22 protein-coding genes are annotated in these 20,985 nt (G+C 58.2%); 8 read left to right on the plus strand and 14 right to left on the minus strand.

Annotated features, from left to right (window positions below):
- The first annotated feature begins 56 nt into the window (after window positions 1–56).
- Window positions 57–749 (plus strand): energy-coupling factor ABC transporter permease, encoded by a 693-nt coding sequence (locus AC2LD7_RS03805; RefSeq protein WP_484596524.1) that lies wholly within the window; start codon window positions 57–59, stop codon window positions 747–749.
- Window positions 750–978: 229 nt separating this feature from the next.
- Here the strand turns inward: AC2LD7_RS03805 and yacG are convergent, their stop codons facing one another.
- The 5 genes from yacG to pilB all read right to left on the minus strand — a co-directional run bounded on the left by yacG (window position 979) and on the right by pilB (window position 5,911).
- Window positions 979–1,176, minus strand: coding sequence for a DNA gyrase inhibitor YacG (gene yacG / locus AC2LD7_RS03810; protein WP_484596525.1), 198 nt, complete (start codon window positions 1,174–1,176; stop codon window positions 979–981).
- Window positions 1,173–1,781 carry a dephospho-CoA kinase gene (gene coaE / locus AC2LD7_RS03815; protein ID WP_484596526.1) on the minus strand — a complete coding sequence of 203 codons (609 nt, stop codon included), beginning with the start codon at window positions 1,779–1,781 and terminating at the stop codon, window positions 1,173–1,175. The genes yacG and coaE overlap by 4 nt, the downstream gene beginning before the upstream one ends.
- Before the next feature lie 335 nt (window positions 1,782–2,116).
- The gene (locus AC2LD7_RS03820; RefSeq protein WP_484596527.1) at window positions 2,117–2,986 is read right to left on the minus strand and encodes a prepilin peptidase; all 870 of its coding nucleotides are present in this window, start codon (window positions 2,984–2,986) and stop codon (window positions 2,117–2,119) included.
- Between the two features lie 2 nt (window positions 2,987–2,988).
- Window positions 2,989–4,206, minus strand: a complete 1,218-nt coding sequence (locus AC2LD7_RS03825) for a type II secretion system F family protein (RefSeq protein ID WP_484596528.1) — start codon at window positions 4,204–4,206, stop codon at window positions 2,989–2,991.
- A 1-nt stretch (window position 4,207) separates the two neighbouring features.
- The gene (pilB, locus tag AC2LD7_RS03830; RefSeq protein ID WP_484596529.1) at window positions 4,208–5,911 is read right to left on the minus strand and encodes a type IV-A pilus assembly ATPase PilB; all 1,704 of its coding nucleotides are present in this window, start codon (window positions 5,909–5,911) and stop codon (window positions 4,208–4,210) included.
- Window positions 5,912–6,230: 319 nt separating this feature from the next.
- Here pilB and AC2LD7_RS03835 point away from each other — a divergent pair, with 319 nt between their 5' ends.
- Together AC2LD7_RS03835 and AC2LD7_RS03840 are read left to right on the plus strand one after the other, a co-directional pair.
- Window positions 6,231–6,647, plus strand: coding sequence for a pilin (locus AC2LD7_RS03835; protein WP_484596530.1), 417 nt, complete (start codon window positions 6,231–6,233; stop codon window positions 6,645–6,647).
- A gap of 1,583 nt (window positions 6,648–8,230) precedes the next feature.
- The gene (locus tag AC2LD7_RS03840) at window positions 8,231–8,794 is read left to right on the plus strand and encodes an REP-associated tyrosine transposase (RefSeq protein WP_484596531.1); all 564 of its coding nucleotides are present in this window, start codon (window positions 8,231–8,233) and stop codon (window positions 8,792–8,794) included.
- Window positions 8,795–8,906: 112 nt separating this feature from the next.
- Here the strand turns inward: AC2LD7_RS03840 and vapC are convergent, their stop codons facing one another.
- Entirely contained in the window at window positions 8,907–9,317 is a 411-nt protein-coding gene (gene vapC, locus AC2LD7_RS03845; RefSeq protein WP_484596532.1) for a type II toxin-antitoxin system tRNA(fMet)-specific endonuclease VapC, read from the minus strand.
- Window positions 9,317–9,547: a type II toxin-antitoxin system VapB family antitoxin gene (vapB, locus tag AC2LD7_RS03850; RefSeq protein WP_484596533.1), complete on the minus strand. Its 231-nt coding sequence runs from the start codon at window positions 9,545–9,547 to the stop codon at window positions 9,317–9,319. The genes vapC and vapB overlap by 1 nt, the downstream gene beginning before the upstream one ends.
- Window positions 9,548–9,860: 313 nt before the next feature.
- Here vapB and mntA point away from each other — a divergent pair, with 313 nt between their 5' ends.
- From mntA to AC2LD7_RS03870, 4 genes are all read left to right on the plus strand, one after another.
- A complete protein-coding gene (gene mntA / locus AC2LD7_RS03855) occupies window positions 9,861–10,256 on the plus strand; it encodes a type VII toxin-antitoxin system MntA family adenylyltransferase antitoxin (RefSeq protein WP_484596534.1) in 396 nt (131 codons plus the stop codon).
- Window positions 10,246–10,674, plus strand: coding sequence for a type VII toxin-antitoxin system HepT family RNase toxin (gene hepT, locus AC2LD7_RS03860; RefSeq protein WP_484596535.1), 429 nt, complete (start codon window positions 10,246–10,248; stop codon window positions 10,672–10,674). The genes mntA and hepT overlap by 11 nt, the downstream gene beginning before the upstream one ends.
- A gap of 167 nt (window positions 10,675–10,841) precedes the next feature.
- Complete coding sequence (locus AC2LD7_RS03865) at window positions 10,842–11,309, plus strand: RNA methyltransferase (protein WP_484596536.1); 468 nt, start codon at window positions 10,842–10,844, stop codon at window positions 11,307–11,309.
- Window positions 11,310–11,424: 115 nt separating this feature from the next.
- Window positions 11,425–11,862, plus strand: coding sequence for a YtoQ family protein (locus AC2LD7_RS03870; RefSeq protein WP_484596537.1), 438 nt, complete (start codon window positions 11,425–11,427; stop codon window positions 11,860–11,862).
- A gap of 129 nt (window positions 11,863–11,991) precedes the next feature.
- Here the strand turns inward: AC2LD7_RS03870 and cysN are convergent, their stop codons facing one another.
- The 4 genes from cysN to AC2LD7_RS03890 all read right to left on the minus strand — a co-directional run bounded on the left by cysN (window position 11,992) and on the right by AC2LD7_RS03890 (window position 16,204).
- Complete coding sequence (cysN, locus tag AC2LD7_RS03875; RefSeq protein WP_484596538.1) at window positions 11,992–13,890, minus strand: sulfate adenylyltransferase subunit CysN; 1,899 nt, start codon at window positions 13,888–13,890, stop codon at window positions 11,992–11,994.
- A 60-nt stretch (window positions 13,891–13,950) separates the two neighbouring features.
- On the minus strand, window positions 13,951–14,292 hold the full coding sequence (locus tag AC2LD7_RS03880; RefSeq protein WP_484596539.1) for a four helix bundle protein: 342 nt from the start codon (window positions 14,290–14,292) through the stop codon (window positions 13,951–13,953).
- Between the two features lie 71 nt (window positions 14,293–14,363).
- Window positions 14,364–15,281, minus strand: coding sequence for a sulfate adenylyltransferase subunit CysD (cysD, locus tag AC2LD7_RS03885; RefSeq protein ID WP_484596540.1), 918 nt, complete (start codon window positions 15,279–15,281; stop codon window positions 14,364–14,366).
- Between the two features lie 164 nt (window positions 15,282–15,445).
- Window positions 15,446–16,204: a Nif3-like dinuclear metal center hexameric protein gene (locus AC2LD7_RS03890; RefSeq protein ID WP_484596541.1), complete on the minus strand. Its 759-nt coding sequence runs from the start codon at window positions 16,202–16,204 to the stop codon at window positions 15,446–15,448.
- Between the two features lie 179 nt (window positions 16,205–16,383).
- Between AC2LD7_RS03890 and algW the strand changes: the two genes are divergently transcribed.
- Window positions 16,384–17,538 (plus strand): Do family serine endopeptidase AlgW, encoded by a 1,155-nt coding sequence (gene algW / locus AC2LD7_RS03895; RefSeq protein WP_484596542.1) that lies wholly within the window; start codon window positions 16,384–16,386, stop codon window positions 17,536–17,538.
- Between the two features lie 124 nt (window positions 17,539–17,662).
- Here algW and hisC read toward each other — a convergent pair whose 3' ends face one another.
- The 3 genes from hisC to hisG form a co-directional block, all read right to left on the minus strand.
- Window positions 17,663–18,706 (minus strand): histidinol-phosphate transaminase, encoded by a 1,044-nt coding sequence (gene hisC, locus AC2LD7_RS03900; RefSeq protein ID WP_484596543.1) that lies wholly within the window; start codon window positions 18,704–18,706, stop codon window positions 17,663–17,665.
- Between the two features lie 103 nt (window positions 18,707–18,809).
- Window positions 18,810–20,120 (minus strand): histidinol dehydrogenase, encoded by a 1,311-nt coding sequence (hisD, locus tag AC2LD7_RS03905; protein WP_484596544.1) that lies wholly within the window; start codon window positions 20,118–20,120, stop codon window positions 18,810–18,812.
- Window positions 20,121–20,250: 130 nt separating this feature from the next.
- Entirely contained in the window at window positions 20,251–20,883 is a 633-nt protein-coding gene (hisG, locus tag AC2LD7_RS03910; protein WP_484596545.1) for an ATP phosphoribosyltransferase, read from the minus strand.
- Between the last annotated feature and the right edge of the window lie 102 nt (window positions 20,884–20,985).

Consider the following 20,985-nt stretch of genomic DNA (forward strand, 5'->3'; position numbering starts at 1 on the left):
CCGCTATACTGCAGCGGCTGTTGAGCCTGATAGAGCCGCGCCGAGGAGAAGCGAGGATGATTGCTGCCGAACTGCTCGCACCGTCCAGCCTGCTCATAGGCTGGCTGCTGTACGCCGCCGGCCTAACCTGGGCTTGTGTACGAGCACCTTGGGTCGAGCTTTTCAGCGACACCCGGCGCCAACATCTGTTCTTTGGGGCAATGCTGGCGATTTTCCTGCTCTGGCTGGTACGCCGGGATTTCGATTCCGGGCTGTCCTTCCACTTCATCGGCCTTACTGCCGTGACGCTGCTGCTGGATTGGCCATTGGCGATTCTTGCGGCACTTATTGCGCAGCTCGGCCTGACCGTAACAGGTCATCAGCAGTTGATCGCTCTAGGCGTCAATGGGGCGTTGCTGGTGCTGATACCTGTCGCGGCAACCGAACTCTGCGCGCGACTGGTCGAGCGATCGCAGCCGCGCAACCTGTTCGTCTATATATTCTTTTCGGGGTTTTTTGCAGCGGGACTCGCCGCGCTCTTCTGCATTCTGGCCGGGCTCGGAGTCCTGTTGATCGATGGCCGCTTCCCGATGCCACCCTGGCTCGATGACTTCGCCGGCTACATCTGGCTGGTGATGTTCCCCGAAGCATTCATCAACGGAACCATCGTCAGCGCGCTGGTGGTGTTTTATCCAGACTGGATGGAAACCTTCAACCGCAGCCGTTATTTGCAAGCGCCCTGGAAAGGCAATGGCGACAAGCAGGCCTGAGCGACCCTGGCAGTGCGACTCAACACAAGCGATAAGCCGCAATGTTGTTCATCTAAGCAAGTTGTTCGCCCCGGGGTCGGACCTCCCGCGAAGGCAGCCGAATGCACATCCGATCTGTGGAAGGCGCGCCCTCGCGGCGAATGCAGGCTACGGGGGCCGGCCCGATGTCAGGGAAGCGCTCCGACCCGTCACCGCGCTAAGCGAACAGCATTACGCTCTTGAACCAGACTCAATGCTGACGAGGCGGCATGTCATCCGAAAACAGATCATCCTCGAGCTCATTGCCCGGAATCGCATGCTCTTCCGATGCCCAGGCACCTAAATCGATCAGTTTGCAGCGCTCGGAACAGAAAGGCCGATTCGGGCTCTGCACGCCCCATTCGACGGGCGCGCCACAGGTAGGGCATTCAATAACCGTATTGCTCATTCCTGACCTCCTCGTAGCGTCAGATAAAATTTATGCAGGCGTTCGACCTCTGCCTTCAGCCATTCAAGATCACGGTCATTGACCAATACGTCATCGGCGTGACGCAGGCGATCTTCTCGACTGGCTTGAACCTTGAGGATGGCGCGAATCTGCTCCTCGCTGGTTTGATCACGCCGGACGGCACGTTCCAATTGCAGTGTTTCAGGCACGTCGACAACCAGCACGCGATCAACCTGACGATGCTGGCCCGACTCCACCAGCAGCGGAGAGACCATAACGGCGTAGGGAGACGCTGCCCGAGCAAGATGCTCGGCGACTTCCTGGCGAATCAAAGGATGTAGCAACTCTTCGAGCCATTTGCGCTGCTCTGGATTCTCAAAAACCAGCCCGCGGAGCACCGCTCGATCCAGGCTGCCATCCGCTGCGAGAACGTCTTCGCCAAAACGCTTAGCAATCAAGCCCAAAGCCGGCCTGCCGGGCTCGACGACCCAGCGCGCGGCATGGTCAGCATCGACCCAATGCACGCCGAGCCTACCGAACTCCTCCACCACGGCGCTCTTGCCGCTGCCGATACCGCCAGTCAAACCAAGCACCCAAGGCTTCATCACGAATCGTCCAGACCGTAAAACGACGCGCAGTAGTAACGCCTGAAAAGCGAGGTTGCAAGTTGACGGTGCTCATGGATGGCAAAAATCGTGATCGATGCGAGCCTGCCCTTAGGATAAAAACGGCTGGCTTCGAGCCGGCAGCAAGCCTTCTTCGCCGCGGGGCGCGCCTCCCACCGAAGCGGTATGGCGCGGGTCTTCTACGGATGATCCGTTTCTGTGGGAGGCCCGCCCCGGGGCGAAGCTTTTGCGTTTGATCGCACCACGTGCTCGTGAGCGCGCAACCTTGGACGCCCCACATCCATCATCTCGTCGAACACCATGCTCGCGCCGTTTCAGAACCCAGCGAACTGCAGATAACTCGACGTAATCCAATCACCCCAAAGCAGGGCGATCCAGCCGGCAATTGCCAGATAGGGCCCAAAAGGAATGGCCGTTCCGCTATCCGCTTTCTGCACACGCAGCATAATGGTGCCCAGCACCGCGCCTACTACGGACGACAAAAGAATGGTCAACGGCAAAACCTGCCAGCCACCCCAGGCGCCGAGCATGCCCAGCAGTTTGAAATCGCCATACCCCATACCTTCCTTACCAGTGATCAGCTTGAACAACCAATACACCGACCACAGGCTGAGGTAGCCAACGACAGCTCCCCAGAGCGCATCCGACAGCGAAGCGAACAGCCCGAAGCTATTAACGATCAACCCCAACCAGAGCAACGGCAACACAATCGAGTCCGGCAACAACTGGTGATCCATATCAATCACGCTCATCGCCAGCAATCCCCAGGTCAGCAGCAGCATGGCGCCGCCCTGCCAGGAAAAACCGAAGTGCCAGGCGACATATGCTGACAGCAGCCCGCATAGCACTTCGATCAGCGGATAGCGCCTGCTGATTGGCGCACGGCAGGATGAACATTTGCCGCGTAGAGCCAGCCAACTGACCAGCGGAAGGTTCTCCCACGGGCGAATCTCATGGTCGCAATGCGGACAATGAGAATTCGGTAGGACGAGATTGAACGCCGCACCGGTGGGTTCAGCCGGAAGGTCAAGGAACTCACGTGCCTGAGCACGCCAGTCCCGCTGCATCATTATCGGCAGACGATGTATCACCACGTTGAGAAAACTGCCGACCAGCAGGCCAAGCACCAGCGCGCACAAAACAAAGGCCAGCGTATTGCTGGCCAGAAAGGTGACTACATTCATGCTTAAACCACGGCACCCAGCTGGAAGATCGGCAAATACATGGCGATGATCAGGCCGCCAACCAGCACACCGAGAACCGCCATGATCATGGGCTCCATCAGGGCAGTGAGGCCGTCGACCATGTTGTCCACTTCATCTTCATAGAAGGTGGCAACTTTGGCGAGCATCTCATCCAGCGAGCCCGACTCTTCACCGATTGCGGTCATTTGGATGGCCATGCTCGGAAAAGTACCAGTGGTTCGCATCGAGAAATTCAGCTGCATGCCGCTGGAAACGTCGCCCTTCACCTTCATCGTGGCGTTGCGGAACACAACGTTGCCAGTAGCACCGGCGACCGAGTCCAGCGCATCCACAAGTGGAACACCGGCAGCAAAGGTGGTTGCCAACGTGCGAGCGAAGCGCGCCACCGCCGATTTGTAGAGAATGTCACCCACAATCGGAACCTTGAGAAGGAACCGATCAAACCAGTTGCGAAACTTTTCAGATCGCGCATGTGCCTGCTTGAAAGCGTAGGCAGCGCCGATAAGGCCGATCAGTACGACATACCACCACTCCTGCAGGGCTTCCGAAAGGCCGATCACCATCAAGGTAAAAGCCGGGAGCTCCGCGCCGAAGTTGGCAAAAACGTCCTGAAATTGCGGCACCACCTTGATCAACAAGATGGCAGACACGATAACCGCCACCAACACTACGGCAATCGGGTAGTTCATTGCCTTCTTGATCTTGGCCTTTAGTGCCTCGGTCTTTTCCTTGTAGGTCGCCACTCGGTCGAGCAGCGTCTCCAGCGAACCCGACTGCTCGCCTGAGTCCACCAGGTTGCAATAAAGATCATCGAAATACTGCGGCTTCTTGCGCAGCGATGTAGCAAAGCTGTTACCCGCCGCAACCTCTTGTTTAAGGTCATCGACCAGCTTGCGCATATTTGGGTTATCGAACCCCTCGCCGATAATGTCGAAGGATTGCAACAGCGGCACGCCAGCTTTCATCATCGTCGCCATCTGTCGGGTGAACAGAGCGATGTCCATCGGCTTGATTTTCTTGCCTGCGCTGAACAGCGACACCGACTTCTTGCGCACCTTCTGCGGGTTGACGCCCTGCTTACGGAGGTGCGCCTTGACCAGTGCCGGGCTGACACCGCTCAGTTCACCTTTTAGCTTTGCGCCCTGCTTATTCGTTCCTTCCCAGGTGAAGACACTGGTTTTTACCGCTTTCTGCGCCATGTTAGTCCTTGGTCACCCGGTTGACTTCTTCCAGACTGGTCACGCCCTGCATGGCCTTGGCCAAAGCCGAGGTCCGCAGGTCGTTAAAGCCGTCTTTGCGCATCTGGGTGGAAATATCGATTGAGTTGCCGTCTTCCATGATAATCCTGGCCAGGGCCGGCGTGTTTTTAACCACTTCATAAATACCGACACGACCTTTGTATCCACCCTTGCAATTCTCACAGCCGACCGGGCCGTAGATTTTAAAGGTGCCAATCTTATCGGCAGGGAAGCCCTCTTCCAGTAGGGCCTCTTTTGGCAATTCCACTTCTTTCTTGCAGCTATTGCAGAGCTTGCGCGCCAGCCGCTGGGCGATGATCAGGTTCACCGATGTGGCAATGTTGAATGCCGCCACACCCATATTGCGCAAGCGGGTCAAGGTTTCCGCGGCGCTATTGGTATGCAGCGTCGACATAACCATATGCCCGGTCTGCGCTGCCTTGATGGCAATTTCGGCGGTTTCCAGGTCACGAATCTCGCCCACCATGATGATATCCGGGTCCTGACGCAGGAATGCACGCAGCGCCTGGGAGAAATCCATACCCTGCTTGGGATTAACGTTCACCTGGTTAATACCTTCCAGGTTGATTTCTACCGGATCTTCCGCGGTGGAAATATTCACATCCACGGTATTGAGAATGTTTAAGCCGGTATAAAGGGAAACGGTTTTGCCGGAGCCGGTCGGCCCGGTCACCAGGATCATGCCCTGCGGCTGCTTGAGGGCATTCATGTACAGCTCTTTTTGCGACTCCTCGTAACCCAGCGCATCGATACCCATCTGCGCACTGGATGGATCGAGGATACGCATCACGATCTTCTCGCCCCACAAAGTGGGCAAAGTGTTCACACGAAAGTCGATGGCCTTGGTCTTGGAAAGTTTCATCTTGATCCGGCCGTCCTGGGGCTTGCGACGCTCGGAGATGTCCAGACCGGCCATGACCTTCAATCGCGCAGATATACGTGGGGCCAGCTGGATCGGCGGGCGAGCAACCTCATGAAGGATGCCATCGGTACGAAGACGTACACGATAGGCCTTCTCATAGGGCTCGAAGTGCAAGTCGGACGAACCGCCGCGAATGGCATCGAGCAACATTTTATTGACGAAACGCACGACTGGAGCGTCATCCGCAGCCTCACCGCCCTCTTCCACTTTTCCGTCATCGTTGACCGTCTCGACATCGATACCATCTAGATCAACCTCACCCAGATCTTCCAGCCCGGTGGTGCCGCTTTCATACAATTTGTCGATCGCAGCGCCTAGCTTGTCGTCTTCGACTAGGATCGACTCAATGGTCAGACCGGTACTGAACTGGATATCGGCAATCGACTGGTGATTGGCGGGGTCGGAGATGGCTATATATAGCTTGGTGCCGCGCCTGGAAAGCGGCAGAACGCGGTGCTGACGTGCCAATTTCTCGCTGATTAAATCCTTGGGCAGCGACTCCTTATCCAGCGCAGACAGGTCCAGCAATGCGACGCCAAATTGGTCGGACGCAAGCTCGGCGACAGCGCGCCCTTTCGCCAGCTTGTTATGCACGACATACGTAACCAGGGATGACTTGTTGCGCAGCGCCTGCACCTGCGCTTGCTGGGCCGTCTTTTCGTCCAGCACTCCGGCCAGCACCATCTGCCGGGCAAGGCCGGAAAGAGAAATATTGTCGCTCATGGCGGTCTCGCTCCTGTCTATGCTCGCCTTATAACGCAGATGCCGGGCCCTGCAAACAAGGTCAGCGGCAAGTGACGCTATTGGTCACATATCGCCCGCGAAGAGCCGGCCAATATCGGCGACGAGTGAAAACGGCCAGCTTCATTTGAACACCAGGCGCAGGCGGAGCTAGCAGCGCGCCTGAAACACTCCGTGGCAGCGGCAATAAAATTGAGGCATTTCACATTACTGCCCGCTGCGCTCGGTGCGAACGAAAGCTGGCACGCCAACTGCTTTGTCTCTGGCAGGCTCACAGCCTTAACACTTAAAGGAGATCCAAATGAAAGCTCAGATGCAGAAGGGTTTTACCCTTATTGAATTGATGATCGTTGTGGCGATTATTGGTATTTTGGCTGCTATTGCGCTGCCTGCTTATCAGGATTACACCAAGCGCTCTCATGTATCGGAAGGCTTGACCTTGGCTGCTGGCGCGAAATCGGCAGTTACAGAGTACTATGCATCTCAGGGCGCTTTTCCGACAACTAACACGATGGCTGGAATCTCTGGAACCATCAGCGGCAATGCTGTAAAAACGGTCGCGATCGGTGATGGAGGCGCAATTACTGTGACTTATAACGCTAAAGTCGCTGACGATGCGACGCTCATCTTGGCACCAGCCGACCAAAACGGCGCTATTCAATGGACCTGTACTGGCGGCGACGTGGATGACAAATATCGCCCTAGCAACTGCCGTTAAGCCCTGTAGGCTCGTAACGCGGAAAGGCGGATCAATTCGTAGGATGGATTAGCGAAGCGTAATCCGTCGTTCACCGCGAACCTACTGTATCCGCCGTTGCAAACTAAACGCCTCGCCTTCGTGCGGGGCGTTCTGCTGTTTGGGGGCGGTGATGCCGATTTCTTGCGGCGGATCGCGGTCATGGCGGATCACTTTCGTATGATGGAAACGCCGAAGGCGCTTCCATCGTTTACCGCGAACCGGCTGCATCCAACGCGGTAAGGCGGATCAATTGGTAGGATGGATTAGCGAAGCGTAATCCGTCGCTCATCTCAAACTTACTGTCCGCCGTTGCAAACTAAACGCCCCGCCTTCGAGCGGGGCGTTCTGCTGTTTGTACCGCGGTACGGCGAATTACCTTTCGTACGATGGATTTGATCGTTCCCACGCTCCCGCGTGGGAACGCCTTGGGTGACGCTCTGCGTCACGGCACATCGCGGTATGGCGGATCGCTTTTCGTATGATGGAATCGCCCAAGGCGCTTCCGTCGTTTATCGCGAACCGGCTGCACTCCACCGCCCAACACCGCAACCGAACCCACCCACTCGAACGTCGGATTACGCCTTCGGCTAATCCAACCTACGTTGACTGAACCTCGCGGAGCGGCGAACTGTAACGCGGTATCGCGGTATGGCGGATCGCTTTTCGTATGATGGAATCGCCGAAGGCGCTTCCGTCGCTTACCGCGAACCGGCTGCATCCACCGCCCAACACCGCAACCGAACCCACCCACTCGAACGTCGGATTACGCCTTCGGCTAATCCAACCTACGTTGACTGAACCTCGCGGAGCGTCGAACTGTAACGCGGTATCGCGGATCGCTTTGTATCGCGGTAACGCCGTAAGTCGGATCAATTCGTACCGCGGTATGCGCGGACACCTTTCGCGGTAACGCGGTAAGGCGGATCAATTCGTAGGATGGATTAGCGAAGCGTAATCCGTCGTTCACCGCGAACCTACTGTATCCGCCGTTGCAAACTAAACGCCTCGCCTTCGTGCGGGGCGTTCTGCTGTTTGGGGGTGGAAATACCGCTTCTTGCGGCGGATCGGTACCTCGGTATGGCGGATCGCGGTAAGGCGGATCGCGTTTCGTACGATGGAATCGCCGGAGACGCTTCCGTCGCTTACCGCGAACCGGCTGCATCCACCGCCCAACACCGCAACCGAACCCACCCACTCGAACGTCGGATTACGCCTTCGGCTAATCCAACCTACGTTGACTGAACCTCGCGGAGCGGCGAACTGTAACGCGGTATCGCGGTATGGCGGATCGCTTTTCGTATGATGGAATCGCCGAAGGCGCTTCCGTCGCTTACCGCGAACCGGCTGCATCCACCGCCCAACACCGCAACCGAACCCACCCACTCGAACGTCGGATTACGCCTTCGGCTAATCCAACCTACGTTGGCTGAACATTCGGTGCGGGATCGACTTTAAGATGGAATCGCCAAAGGCGCTTCCGTCGGTTACCGCGACTGGGCCACACCTCCGACGACTGATCCAACTTACACTTTTGGCTCATCAATACGTCGAGGGAGGCAAGGATGCCCAACTATCGTCGCGCCCTGGTTCCAGCGGCGAGCTGGTTTTTTACGGTGAATCTTCTTGAGCGGCGCGGCAATGATTTACTGGTGCGACACGTCGATGTTCTGCGGACTGCCGTCCGGCGCGTGCATCAACTCCATCCCTTTACTATCAATGCCTGGGTAGTTTTACCCGAGCATATGCATTGCGTCTGGACACTGCCGCCGGACGATTCGGACTATTCGCTGCGTTGGCGCTTGATCAAAACGTTCTTCTGCCGTGCCTTGCCTGCTGACGAGTATCGTTCGGCTGTACGTCTGCATCGGGGTGAGCGCGGTATCTGGCAGCGTCGTTATTGGGAACATCTCATCCGTAACGAAGCCGATTTCCGACGGCATGTCGATTACGTATATGTAAATCCACTCAAGCATGGCCTGGTTAGACGCGTAAGGGATTGGCCCTATTCCAGCTTTCATCGTGACGTTCGTGCCGGGCTGTATCCTGCCGATTGGGCGGGCGATCCGGAGCTTGTGGTGCCAGGAGCCGAGCATGCTCCTCGCGGCCTGACGAATCATTTCTCGTAGAATGGAATCGCCAGAGGTGCTTCCATCGTTACCGCGAACCAGCTGCATACGCTGGAGAATGAACCGCCCGCGAAACCGCGTTACTTGCGGTTTGCAACTCTTCGTTGCCCCGCTATTCGCTGGGGTTCGCCCAGTCCTCAATCCGCAGGCCCGGCACACGGTCGAACCCGCGGCAATTGTTCGTTACCAAGATCAATCCCTGCGAACGAGCATGCCCGGCAATCATCTGGTCATAAGGGCCAATTGGCTTCCCGGCTTTGACCAACTCAGCGCGAAGCTGGCCCGTATGGGCAGCCGCATCTTCGTCGTACTTCAATACTTCCAAGCGCGCCGCAAAACCCTCAACAACCGCAAGGTTGCCCTCGGGGTTGGAAGACTTCTCTGCGCCGTAGATAAGCTCCATCATGGTGACCGTGCTGATGCACATTTGCCCATGATGTCGGTTGAAGATCTCACGCACCAACTGAGGGCGGTTCTTGATGGTGAAGATGCAGATATTCGTGTCGAGCATGAACTTGACCATCAAAAACTTTCTCGCTCTTGCTCAGCAGGTTGCGCTCTTTCGGCCATGTAGTCCGAGGTAACGCCTTCGCCGTCGAACCAGGTATCCCATGATTCACCGGCTGGACTGATGATCCTGGTCCGACCCACTACGACAATATCGACGCGCTTCACGTCTTCAGGTAGCGCAACAGCCTTCGGCAACCGTATAGCCTGACTGCGATTGCTTTGGAAAATGGAGCCTTGTTCCACGATACACCTTCAAGGATATGCTTGCTGTATATCCATGGTAGTGTCATCGCGGGATATGTCAAAGGTATATACGTCTCAATATCCGCCGCTTAGCGTTGTGCCTTGGTAGGTACGTAACCCGAACATTGGATTACGTCATCGACTAAGTCCAACCTACGCTGCCTGGACATCGCTGGTCGCGGATCGCTTCCGTAAGATGAATCGCCAAAGGCGCTTCCATCGTTTACCGCCAAACGACTTATAAGCCGACCAGGCTATCGCCGGTTTCACGGTGTCTTTGAAGTACACTGCCGGGGTCTTGCCTGGAGCTTTCATGAACAAACGGGCCTTGGTTGAATTGTTGCGCTCGCGCCTCGATGGCTTACTTGCCGTCTATGCCTTCGGCAGTCGAGTGCAGGGAACTGTGGGGGCACAGAGCGACCTGGATATGGCTGTGCTGGTGCAGGGCTATGCCGATCCGCTGGTGCTATGGGAGCTCGCCGGAGAGGCTGCCGATATAGCCGGTTGTCCGGTCGATCTGCTGGACCTGCGCGGTACTACGACGGTGATGCAGCAGCAGGTGCTGTTGGGCGGCGAGCGCTGGTGGGCTGCCGGAGATCAGGCAGGCTTGGTCGAGTGCGCCATGCTCAGCGAAAAACTGGAGCTGGATCGGCGCCGGGCAGATTTATTGCGCGATATCGAGCGGGAGGGGCAGGTGTATGGCCGATGATGTGCTGCTGAACAAGGCGGCTAGCATTGAGCGTTGTGTCAGGCGCGCACGTGAGGAGTATGAGCGCGACCCGGCGAGCTTCGCCGAAGACTTCACCCGCCAGGACGCAGCGATCCTGAATATTCAACGTGCCTGCGAGGCGGCGCTGGACATGGGACAGCATCTGATCAGGCGTGAGCGCTTAGGCATACCTCAAAGCGCTCGCGACGTATTCGCGCTGCTTGCAGCGGGAGGCTGGATTGAAAACGATCTGGCCGAGGCGCTCAAGCGAATGGTGGGCTATCGCGATATCGCGGTGCAGGAATACCAGGCGCTGCAGCTGCCGATCACCGTTGCGGTGATTACCCGACATCTGGATGAGTTTCTCGATTACTCAAAAGCGGTTCTGCTGGGTAATGCGGGCCGGAGTCAGAAGTAATCACAGTATTCGCGATAGGAGCAGCATCCGAGGAGGTCTCGTTAATCAAACGCGGGCGCAGCCCGCCTGCCTCGAACCGTACGCAACTACGTGATCGAACACCAACTGGCGGCACGCCCCACCCGTCGACGTATCGTTATACTCCGCGCTTTTGCGAGACCGTCTCTGTGGCCAACAAACGATACAGCTGTGTCGGCCTGTTCAACCCTAAGTCGCCATCCAATGTCGGTTCGATCATGCGGGCCGCTGGTTGTTATGGCGTGAGCTCGGTTTTCTATACGGGCACACGCTACGACCGTGCGCGCGACTTCAATACCGATACCAAGAAGATTCATCAGGATATCCCCCTGATTAACATCGATGACCTGCGCAGGGTTCTTCCGCTGGGCTGTGTGCCTGTGGCGGTGGAATTGGTCGAGGGGGCTCGCCCGCTTCCAGAATACACCCACCCGGATCGGGCGTTGTACATCTTCGGCCCGGAGGACGGTTCGCTGAACAAGGAAATCCGCGATTGGTGCGAAGATGTAATTTATATTCCCACCACCGGCTGCATGAATCTGGCCGCCACGGTCAATGTCGTGCTGTACGACCGGCTTGCCAAGGGCAACAACACCCGCTCCGGCCCGCTCTTCTAGCTGCAAGCTTTGAACCTCTTGCGCTGGCCCGAGCTCGGCTGCTGGGCTAGGATCGACCGCTGTTTTGCCTGCTCGACATCAACCAAACCAGGCAACGAAGCGTTCTGGAGGAACCATGAGCTTTACTGTTTACCTGTCCGGCGAAATCCACACCGATTGGCGCGACGAGATCAAGCGTGGCGCTGCCGCCGCCGAGCTGGACGTGGTCTTCACGTCTGCCGTGACCGATCACGAAGCCAGCGATGCCGCCGGCGACTGCCTCGGTACTGAAACGAACGGTTTCTGGCGCGACCATAAATCGTCCAAGGTCAACGCCATCCGCACCAAGACGCTGATTCAGCAAGCGGACCTGGTGGTGGTGCGTTTCGGCGATAAGTACAAGCAATGGAACGCCGCATTCGACGCCGGTTATTGCGCAGCGCTGGGTAAGCCTTATGTAACGTTGCACGGCGAAGATATCGTGCATCCGCTGAAGGAAGTCGATGCGGCCGCCATGGCCTGGGCGACCACCACCGAGCAGGTCGTGGAAATTCTGAAATACGTGGTGCGCTAGCGCTAGCACAGCACGTCAGACGTAACATTGCGTGCCACTCTGTGGGTTGCACCCACTCTACGGATGCTGCCCTACGCTAGAAACAAAAACGCCCTACAATCTGCAGGGCGTTTTGCTTTACGGGATAGCTTAGATAGCGCCGCGCTTGCGCAGCAGATCAATGACCTGCTTGACGCCCTCTTCCACCGTCAACGACTCCGTATCGATCACCAGATCCGCATTACTCGGGACATCGTAAGGGAAGGATTCGCCTGGGATGTTATCGCCCGCCGCCGCATACAGCCCCTGCGGATCACGCTGCTGGCAGGCTTGCGGTGAAGCCTGGACGTAGACAGTAACGACCCGATCAGCGCCAATCAGCGCTCTGGCCTGTTCACGGCCTTCGGCATCCGGTGCGACGAAGGCTGCCAAGGTCAGCAGCCCCGCCTCGTTGAACTGACGCGCCACGTGAGCGGCACGGCGCCAATTCTCAGTGCGCCCGGCGCGGTCCTGCGGCAGGCCCTTGTTCAGGTCGTGGCGCAGGTTCTGGCCATCCAGCACATAGACCGCGCGGCCCATATCGAACAGCTTGCGCTCCGCCGCGTAGGCCAGCGTACTCTTGCCGGCGCCGGACAAGCCGGTAAACAGCACGGTAGCCGGTTGCTGACCAAAGCGTGTCGCGCGCTCTTCGGTGGAAACGTGCGCCAAGGCGCCGTGATGTCCCGAGGAGCCATGAACAATCGGGTCAGCGATGATCATGCCAGCGCCAACAGTGCCATTGGTGAGGCGATCGATGACGATAAACGAGCCGGTGGTGCGATTCTGCGCGTAGCCGTCTAGCGCGATCGAGGCGTCCAGGCTGACCTTGACCCTGCCAATCTCATTGAGCTGCAGGCTGCTGGCCGGGCCATGGTCCAACGTGTTCACATCCACCCGGTGCGTGATGCTGGCGATGGAGCCCGGCACATAACTGGTGGCGCGCTTGATATCGTATTTCTTGCCCGGAAGCATCGGCTCGTCAGCCATCCACACCAACATGGCGTCGAAGCTGTCAACGATGCGCGGCTGATTGTCAGCGTGCACCAGCATGTCGCCGCGAGACACGTCAATCTCGTCTTCCAGCGTCACGGTGATCGCTTCGCCCGGCGTCGCCTGCTCCAGTTCGCCATCGAAGGTGACGATGGACTTGACCTTGCTGCGCTTGCCGGATGGAAGCACCGTTACCTCGTCGCCTTTGCGCACGATGCCGCTTGCGAGCGTTCCGGCGAAGCCACGGAAGTTCAGGTTGGGGCGGTTGACGTATTGCACCGGGAAGCGCAGATCGTCGAAATTACGGTCGCCAGCGATCTCGACGCTTTCGAGAATTTCCATCAACGACTGGCCTTCGTACCAGGGCGCGCGCTCGCTGCGGTTGACCACATTGTCGCCCTTAAGCGCCGACATCGGCACGAAGTGCAGCGACGAAGGCTGCAGCTCGATGCGCTCGGCAAAAGCGAGGTAGTCGGCCTTGATGCGCTCGAAGACTTCCTGATCGAAGTCCATCAGGTCCATCTTGTTAATGGCGACCACGATGTGCTTGATGCCCAGCAGCGAGGTAATGAAGCTGTGGCGCTTGGTTTGCGTCTGCACACCGTAACGGGCATCGACGAGGATGATCGCCAGATCGCAGGTGGACGCACCGGTCGCCATGTTGCGCGTGTACTGCTCATGGCCAGGGGTGTCGGCGATGATGAACTTGCGCTTGGCGGTGGAGAAATAACGGTAGGCAACATCAATCGTGATGCCCTGCTCGCGCTCGGCCTGCAGGCCATCGACGAGCAACGCCAGATCGACTTCATCGCCGGTGGTGCCGGACTTCTTCGAGTCACGAGTAATGGCTTCGAGATGATCCTCGTAGATCATTTTCGAGTCGTGCAGCAGACGCCCGATCAGCGTGCTCTTGCCGTCGTCGACGTTGCCGCAAGTCAGGAAGCGCAGCAATTCTTTGCGCTCATGCTGGGCCAGATACGCGAGGATGTCGGCGGAAATAAGGTCAGACTGATGACTCATTCTTCGTAGCTCCAGGGCTGCAGGCTGCAGGCCTCAGGCGGCAGGCCAACAGCGCTAAATTCAGTTTGCGATTCGGCCAATCAGGCCGCTTAGCATTCGAGATATTCGGGTTGACTCTTCAAGCCAGGCAGCAGCGCTGGACTGTCTGATGTAGCCAATATCAGCGCCGATAAGAATCTGGGTTCGCAATTCGCCACAAGAGCCTTTGGCTCTTCGCAGAAATTGACATTTTTCCTTATTGCTCCCGCGCTCCATCCCCTCGGCGATATTGCTGGGAACTGAAAGCGCTGAGCGGGTAATTTGATCCTTGAACCCATAATCTCGGCAGGCTGCAAGTTCCTGATAGACCTGAACGGTCAAAACCCTCGCTTTCTGCCACACTTCAAGCCGCTCGAAATCCATTTCATCAGCTCCGATTACTTTGAGGCCTGCTTTCAGCCCGTCGCCTGAAGCCTGCCGCCTAGGCCTCCGGCCTAGAAATATCCCTGCCGCTTCTTCTCTTCCATCGAACCAGCTCCGTCATGGTCGATCACACGGCCCTGACGTTCGGAAGTACGCGTCAGGAGCATTTCCTGAATAATTTCCGGCAGCGTCGCGGCGGTGGATTCCACCGCGCCGGTAAGCGGATAGCAGCCGAGGGTGCGGAAGCGCACCATGCGCTTTTCGATACGCGATTTTTCCTCATCGGAGAGGTGCTCGAGGATGCGCTCGTCGTCGATCATGATCAGAGTACCGTTCTTCTCGATGACTTCGCGTTCGGCGGCGAAGTACAGCGGCACGATTGGAATCTGTTCCAGATAGATGTATTGCCAGATGTCCAGCTCGGTCCAATTCGACAACGGGAAGACGCGGATGGATTCGCCCTTCTTCACTTTGCCGTTATAGACATTCCACAGTTCGGGGCGCTGATTCTTCGGGTCCCAGCGATGCTTGCTGTCGCGGAAGGAATAGACACGCTCCTTCGCCCGCGATTTTTCTTCGTCGCGGCGTGCGCCACCAAAGGCGGCATCGAAGCCATGCTTGTCGAGCGCCTGCTTGAGACCCTCGGTCTTCATGATGTCGGTGTGCTTGGCACTGCCGTGGGTGAAGGGGTTGATGCCCTGAGCCACACCGTCCGGGTTGATGTGAGTGATCAGGTCGAGGTCCATCTCGGCGACCATCTTTTCGCGGAAACGGTACATTTCCTGGAATTTCCAGCGAGTGTCGACGTGCATGACCGGAAATGGCAGGCGGCCGGGGAAAAACGCCTTACGTGCCAGATGCAGCATCACGGCGGAGTCTTTGCCGATGGAATAGAGCATCACCGGATTATTGAACTCGGCGGCCACCTCACGAATGATGTGGATGCTTTCCGCCTCCAACTGTTTCAGATGCGTCAGTTTATCGACCATAGCTACTCACGAATTGGCAGATGGACGGCCGCGGGCCGGAACGAGGGCGCAACTTTAGCACGGCGTTAAATTCTAATCAGGCGACCTTTTAGATCTAAATCTTCTAGCTTTATATCGGCCGAAACCGCCTGGACACCTGCCAAGGTCTGATGGAACCATGCCCCTCACGCCGGATTCGGGCAATCGATAAACCGGTGCTCGATGGCGAAACGCCGCGCCAGATAATCACCCAGAGCCTGCACGCCGTAGCGCTCCGTTGCGTGATGGCCAGCGGCGAAGAAGCTCAGACCGTTTTCCCGAGCGATATGTACTGTCGGTTCCGATACTTCACCGGTCAGATAAGCATCGACGCCGGCAGCCACGGCCTGTTCGATATAGCCTTGGGCACCGCCGGTGCACCAAGCGATCCGCCTGATTGGCCCTGCGCCTTCGATCATCAGCGGCTCGCGTGCCAGCGCAGCGTGGACCCGATGCATGAAGTCAGCCGGTGCCAACGGGACTTCCAGCGAACCGACAAGCCCGACGGAGCGAGGGTTATCGGGCTCCAGTGGCCCTTCGATGGTCAGCCCGAGCAAACGCGCCAGCTGGACGTTATTACCGACCTCAGGATGCACATCGAGTGGCAGATGATAAGCGAGCAGACTGATCTCGTTGGTCAGCAACGTTTTCAATCGTCGTTGCTTGATGCCCACCACACGTGGGTCTTCGTTCTTCCAGAAATAGCCGTGATGCACCAGCACCACGTCGGCCTGCGCTTCGACCGCAGCATCGAGCAGTGCCTGGCTGGCGGTTACGCCGCTGACAATACGGCGCACCTGTGGTCGCCCCTCGACCTGCATGCCGTTCGGGCAGTAGTCCGCAATCTTCGTGGCATTCAGGTAACGATCGGCTTCCTCGACCAAAGTGCTCAGTGCAACGGCCATGCAATATCCTCTCGTAAAAGCAAAGAATTACGCTGGACACGAACGTGATTTAACCCGCCCTGCCAACTCAGCGCAGATTAGCTACTGGCGAGGCTGCAATTCGCCACCAGCTTCGTATAATGCCGCCACCTTAAGGGGCGCTATCGACCCCCGCAACCTGCCCGGATTCTAAAATCGCGATGATCAATGCCCTGCGTTTTCTTGGCTGGCCGTTGCTGGTAGGCCTGCTCATGGCCCTGCTGATCATTCAGCGCTACCCGCATCTGGTAGGGCTGGGCACGCAACCTGAATACACCTTGCGCCACACACCGGTGATTGGGATACCGCAGCAGGGTCCTTATTCATATGCCAATGCGGTAAGCGGCGCAGCACCTGCCGTGGCCAACCTCTACACCACCAAAGTGATCGACCAACCCCAGCAGCCGATGCTGAAGGACGACCCACTGTTTCAGCGTTTCTTCGGCGATAACCTGCCGCGCCAGCGGCGCATGGAGTCGAGCCTCGGTTCGGCAGTCATCATGAGCCCTGAAGGCTATTTGCTGACCAACAATCACGTTACCGCCAACGCCGAGCAGATAGTCGTGGCGTTGCGTGATGGCCGTGAAACGCTCGCGCGGGTGATAGGCAGCGACCCGGAGACCGATCTCGCGGTGCTGAAGATCGATCTGGAGGACTTGCCGGCGATGACCATCGGACGCTCCGACAGCATCCGTATCGGCGACGTGACGCTGGCGATCGGCAACCCGTTCGGGGTCGGCCAGACCGTGACGATGGGCATTATCAGCGCTACGGGGCGCAACCAGCTGGGCCTCAATACTTACGAAGATTTCATTCAGACCGATGCAGCAATCAACCGCGGCAATTCTGGTGGCGCACTGGTCGATACCGCCGGGCAACTGATCGGCATCAACACGGCGATCATTTCCGAGTCGGGCGGCTCACAAGGTATCGGCTTTGCGATACCGGTGAAGCTGGCAATCGAGGTGATGAAATCGATCATCGAACATGGCCAGGTCATCCGTGGTTGGCTCGGGGTCGAGGTGCAATCGCTAACCCAAGAGCTAGCGGAATCCTTCGGTCTGGCCGGACGGCCGGGAATCGTCGTCGCTGGCGTCTATCGCGACGGACCCGCCGAGCGTGCCGGGTTACTGCCGGGCGATCTGATTCTGAGCATTGCCGGCGAACAAGCCAGCGATGGCCGCACCTCGATGAACCAAGTTGCCAGGGCACGCCCTGGCGATAAGGTCGATATCGATATCCTGCGCAACGGCAAGCCACTGACATTGACGGCCGAGGTCGGGATGCGGCCGCTCGTGGAGAAAAGTCCGCAGTAGGCGGCAGGCTAGTCAGCGTGGAGCGGACACCTAAGTGGCACCCGCACCATTCCGCTTCTGTTTCGTGAAACGCGTCGCCCGTGGCCTTGGCCTGAAGCCTACAGCTTGAAGCCTGCCGCTGCCCTTACAGCGCCTGCAACAGCGCCTGGTTCTGCTCCGGCGTACCGATGGTGATACGCAGGAACTGATCGATACGCGGCTGTTTGAAATGCCTCACGATCACACCCTGCTCGCGCAGCTGCACCGCCAGTTGGCTGGCATCACGTTGCGGATGACGCGCAAAGATGAAGTTGGCCCTGGAGGGCAGCACTTCGAAACCCAGCTCCTGCATCGAGGCAATCACGTCTTCGCGACTGGCAATCACCCGCTGGCAGGTTTGCTCGAAGTATTCGCGATCTTCGAACGCAGCGGCTGCGCCGGCGATGGCGATACGGTCCAGCGGATAGGAGTTGAAGCTGTTCTTGATGCGCTCAAGCGCCTCGATAAGATCGGGATGGCCGACGGCCAGGCCAACGCGAAGGCCCGCCAGCGACCGTGATTTGGACAGAGTCTGGCTCACCAGCAGGTTCGGGTAGCGATCCACCAAGGCAATCGCGGACTCACCGCCGAAATCGACATAGGCCTCATCCACCAGGACGACCGAATCGGGATTGGCTTGCAACAAACGCTCGACCGCCTCCAACCCCAGCAGGCAACCAGTCGGTGCATTGGGGTTAGGAAAAACGATCCCGCCGTTCGGTCGTGCGTAGTCATTCACATCGATCTGAAAGTTATCGTTTAGGGCGATAGTCTCGTATTCGATGCCATACAGACCGCAATAGACCGGATAAAAACTGTACGTCACGTCGGGGAACAACAACGGCTTACCGTGCTGGAACAGCCCGTGGAAGGCGTGCGCGAGTATTTCATCCGAGCCATTGCCGACGAAGATTTGCTCCGGCCGCACATCGTAATACTCCGCAACCGCGCGCTTGAGGCGCTCCCCGTTTGGATCGGGATAAAGGCGCAGGCTATCGTTCAATTCGGCCTGCATCGCGGCGATCGTCTTTGGCGATGGACCGTAGGGGTTCTCGTTGGTATTGAGCTTGACCAGCTTGCTCAGCTTTGGCTGCTCACCCGGTACGTAAGGCACCAGGCCTTTCACGAAGGCGCTCCAATATTTGCTCATCGCCCTTCTCTCCTCTCAAAATCGCTGAGACTGAAAGGCTGAAGGCCGGACGAAAGGCATTGCAGCCTCGTCCAGCCTACGGCTTCCAGCGCTTTTATCGGCTCTACGGCTTTATCCGGTACTCGGCGCTGCGTGCGTGTGCCGTCAGCGATTCGCCGCGAGCCAGAACCGAGGCGATCTTGCCCAGTTCCGACGCACCTTCGGCCGAGCAGTTGATGATCGACGAACGCTTCTGGAAGTCATAGACCCCCAACGGCGACGAGAAACGCGCCGTGCCGGACGTTGGCAGAACGTGGTTTGGCCCAGCACAATAATCGCCCAACGCCTCAGCGGTATAGCGCCCCATGAAAATCGCCCCGGCGTGGCGAATCTGCGGCAGCCATCGATCAGGGTCGGCCACCGAAAGCTCCAGATGCTCAGGCGCGATGCGGTTAGCGACGTCGATCGCCTGCTGCATATCGGCGACTTGAATCAGCGCACCGCGCCCCTGTATGGAGGCACGGGCAATATCGGCGCGCTCCAGGGTCGGCAGCAGGCGCGCAATGCTTTCGGCAACCTTGTCGAGGAAGGCGGCATCGTGACTGACCAGAATGGATTGGGCGTCTTCATCGTGCTCAGCCTGGGAGAACAAGTCCATGGCGATCCAGTCGGGATCGGTCTGGCCATCGCAGACCACCAGAATCTCCGACGGTCCAGCGATCATATCAATGCCGACCTTGCCGAACACATGACGCTTGGCGGTGGCGACGTAGATATTGCCGGGGCCGACGATCTTGTCCACCGGCGGCACGCTTTCGGTTCCGTAGGCCAGCGCCGCAACGGCTTGCGCGCCACCGATGGTGAAGACTCGGTCGACGCCGGCAATGCAGGCCGCTGCCAGCACCAGTTCGTTGAGCTCGCCGCGCGGCGTCGGCACCACCATGACAACTTCCGGTACACCGGCAACCTTCGCCGGAATCGCATTCATCAACACCGATGAAGGGTATGACGCCTTGCCGCCCGGCACGTAAAGCCCCGCACGATCGAGCGGGGTAACCTTCTGGCCGAGCACGGTGCCGTCGGCTTCGGTGTACGACCAGGAGTTCTGTTTCTGCCTTTCGTGATAGGTCCGCACGCGCTCAGCGGCCGCCTCCAACGCCTGGCGCTGCGCTGGAGTGATACGCTCCAGCGCCAGTTCGAGGCGCTCACGGGGCAGGATCAGGTCAGCCATCGACGCCACTTCGAGGCCGTCGAAACGCTGCGTCAGCTCGACCAGAGCCGCATCGCCACGCTCACGGACCGCCTTGATGATTTCGAGCACACGCTGATTGACGCCATCGTCGGACACGCTTTCCCAGCTCAACAGATGATCCAGGTGTCGCGAGAAATCCGGATCAGCAGCATTGAGTCGGCGGATATCGATGGAAGCGGTCATAACGAGCCTCATGAAAGGATGCGTCGAAGCGGATTTCAGGCGCCACTTAGATTAACAAGCCAACCGCGCGGGCACCTGTGAATTTAGGTGATGACGCGAATAGGCGGGCCGGACTGCAGCCGGCAAAGTCTCAACCGCGATGATTGTCGATAGCGCCCTGCAGGGCGTCGATCAGCGCCTGGATGCGGGCGTGCTGCATTTTCATCGATGCCTTGTTAACCACCAGCCGCGAGCTGATCATGGCGATCAGTTCCTGCGGCTCCAGGCCATTGGCACGCAACGTGTTGCCGGTGTCGACGACGTCGATGATTTTGTCAGCAAGCCCTACCAGAGGCGCGAGCTCCATCGAGCCGTAGAGTTTGATGATATCGACCTGGCGGCCCTGCTCGGCGTAGTAGCGCTTGGCGACGTTGACGAACTTGGTCGCTACGCGCAGCCGGCCCTTGGGCTCTGCTGCACCGACCCGCCCCGCTGTCATCAGCTTGCAGTTGGCGATTTTCAGATCCAGCGGCTCGTACAGGCCCTGCCCACCGTATTCCATCAATACGTCCTTGCCCGCCACACCAAGATCCGCCGCGCCGTGCTCGACATAGGTCGGCACGTCAGTGGCGCGGACGATCAGCAAGCGCACATCATCCTGCGTAGTCGGAATGATCAGCTTGCGGCTCTTTTCCGGGTTCTCGGTGGGGACGATACCGGCCGCGGCGAGCAACGGCAGGGTGTCGTCAAGAATGCGGCCTTTGGAAAGGGCGATGGTGAGCATGGACGGTTTGTTCCTTGAAGCCTATTGATGGCGGCCGTGACACAGGCATGGGCGAGCCGAGTCGACCCACCCGACCGGGTGTCGCCGCCCATAAGCGGGCGA

The organism is Stutzerimonas sp. (genome assembly GCF_982611455.1).